2 protein-coding genes are annotated in these 2,280 nt (G+C 53.6%); both read left to right on the top strand.

Annotation, left to right across the window (positions count from 1 at the left end; translation table 11 throughout):
* The first annotated feature begins 185 nt into the window (after nt 1-185).
* Nucleotides 186-911 carry a response regulator gene (locus HGP14_RS35040; protein ID WP_168834363.1) on the top strand — a complete coding sequence of 242 codons (726 nt, stop codon included), beginning with the start codon at nt 186-188 and terminating at the stop codon, nt 909-911.
* Nucleotides 911-1,960, top strand: coding sequence for a cytochrome c peroxidase (locus HGP14_RS35035; RefSeq protein ID WP_168834362.1), 1,050 nt, complete (start codon nt 911-913; stop codon nt 1,958-1,960). Before HGP14_RS35040 ends, HGP14_RS35035 begins: the two co-directional genes overlap by 1 nt.
* Nucleotides 1,961-2,280 lie beyond the last annotated feature (320 nt).

The raw sequence follows: 2,280 nt of genomic DNA, 5'->3' as shown, positions 1-2,280 counted from the left end.
CCCGATGAATCAACCAAGTGTGATTGTCAAAGCATCGCCCAGGATTTGATTGCGAAGCGCTATCTATTACATTTGTAACTATCGCCTCGGTTTTCGAAACAACCCTGCAATGGAACGCCAATAGCCGACGGAATTCGATCGCCGTTGTACGCGATTTCGCGCTTGTGACTTACGAAGGTGGACGCTTGAAACATGTCCTGGTGATTGACGATGACAGCACCATCCGTCAGCTGTTAATTGACTATCTCTCGCAACATGCGCTTAAAGTCAGTGCCGTCAGCGACAGCCACCAGATGACGCGCGTCCTTGCAACTGAGATCATTGATCTGGTCATCGTCGACCTGAACCTGGGCCATGAAGACGGGCTGGAAATCGTTCGCAATCTCGCGACCAAATCCGACGCACCGATCATCATCATCAGCGGCGATCGGCTGGAGGAGGCAGACAAGGTCGTCGGCTTGGAACTTGGGGCGACGGACTACATCGTCAAACCGTTCGGTATGCGCGAACTATTGGCTCGCGTGCGAGCGGCGTTGCGGGAAAGGCCCGTCAAGACGGTTGCGCAAGATCGAAAGTCCTATTTGTTCAATGGCTGGCGCCTCAATCTGAAGCTGCGCAGGCTCGTTTCAGAGACAAAGGAAGAAATCAAGCTGACGGTCGGGGAATTCAATCTTCTGGTGGCTTTCCTTAATGCTCCGCGACAGATCTTGTCACGAGAACAACTGATAGCCAACAGCCGGGTGCACGAGGAGGAAGTGTTTGACCGCAGTATCGACGTTCTGATCCTCCGACTTCGGCGCAAACTCGAAAGCGATGCGTCCAATCCCACCCTCATCAAAACAGAGCGTGGCGTCGGCTATTTCTTCGATGCTGAGGTGGATATTGACCACAGCAGAAGAAATGTCTCCTGATGACGATGGTCCGTTCGAGCTTCATGGCTGCCGAGACTGCCACGGAGCGCCTGCCGGCTTTTTCAGCGGTATGGCTGCTTATGGTGCTGAGCGTAGCCGCCGCCTCGACCGTGGCGTTGGCAAGCGGTCGCAGTCAGCAAGAGCCGATCACGCCCCTTGAGGCTGCCCCAGATCTTGATCCGGCCAAGGTCGCACTTGGCAAGCAACTGTTCAACGATCCGATTCTTTCAGGCAAAGGTAAATTGGCGTGTTCGTCCTGCCATGATCTTAACGCCGGTGGCACTGTGAACCTGAAACGGACTGTTGGGTACGATGGCAAGGTGCATTGGTTTAACGCACCGACTATTTTCAATGTCGCAAACAATTATCGTCTCGGCTGGCGAGGTAACTTCACATCGCTCGCAGCACAGAACGATGCAGTGCTTCTCGATCCGAACCTAATGGCAAGTCAATGGGGATCGTTGGTCGCTAAATTGCGGGCCTCCACTGTCTACGGCGCCCAATTCCAACAAATCTATAATCGCGATATTGAAAGAAATGATGTGCTCGACGCCCTTGTAACATTCGAACGCTCGCTTTCGACACTGAATTCGCGGTTCGATCAATATCTGCGCGGCGAAAGCAAGGCGATTTCTTCGCAAGAGAAAAAGGGTTACGAGCTTTTCAGCAGCTACGGATGCGTGTCTTGTCACCAAGGTTCGAATGTCGGTGGGAATCTATTTGAGAAATTTGGGATTTTTGGCGACTTCGGGCCGAGCGCCTCGCCTGATAACGACGGCAATTTAGGGCGATGGACCATAACGCACGACGACAAAGACAAGGGCGTCTTCCGGGTTCCAAGTCTGAGGAATGTCGAAGTGACATCTCCCTATTTTCACGACGGACGTGTTGCGTCCTTGCCGGAAGCTGTGGTGATCATGTCTCGCACGCAACTCGGTCAGGTCCTGTCCCAGGATGACGTCGATGCGATGGTTGCATTTTTGAAAACCCTGACAGGCGAATACAACGGTCGCTTGCTTGATGCCTCCTCACCATCTCGCCCGCAATAAGTGCGAGCGCGGTGTTGGAACCAGTTTATGCAGGTATTCGGCGCGCCATGCGTATCCGGTCTTGTTTCATTCTCGGCACTCTACGAATAGCCCAATAAGCTCTAGCCCCTACGGTCCCAGTCTCCCAGCCACTATATAGACGGATCTCGCAAGCTCCCAGGCAATGGTCGCCAGTCCCATTGCGAAGCTTAGACATAAGGCATATGGATGGTCGCAGTCGCAAAGCATCACCTCCAGAGGATCGCTGGGAAGCCTTGGGCCATCGTGGTTGCGATACTCTGTGCAATCCTATTTGCACTTTTGGCAGCCGGGCGGGGTCC

Source organism: Rhizobium sp. P32RR-XVIII, assembly GCF_012641395.1.
In the GTDB taxonomy this organism is placed as follows: Bacteria; Pseudomonadota; Alphaproteobacteria; order Rhizobiales; family Rhizobiaceae; genus Rhizobium.
Note: the sequence above shows the minus strand (reverse complement) of the source record. Positions and strands in the feature narration are given on the sequence as shown.

What these genes read in the sequence shown, in the direction of transcription:
- HGP14_RS35035 (WP_168834362.1), top strand. Translation starts at nt 911, where the DNA reads ATGACGATGGTCCGTTCGAGCTTCATGGCTGCCGAGACTGCCACGGAG.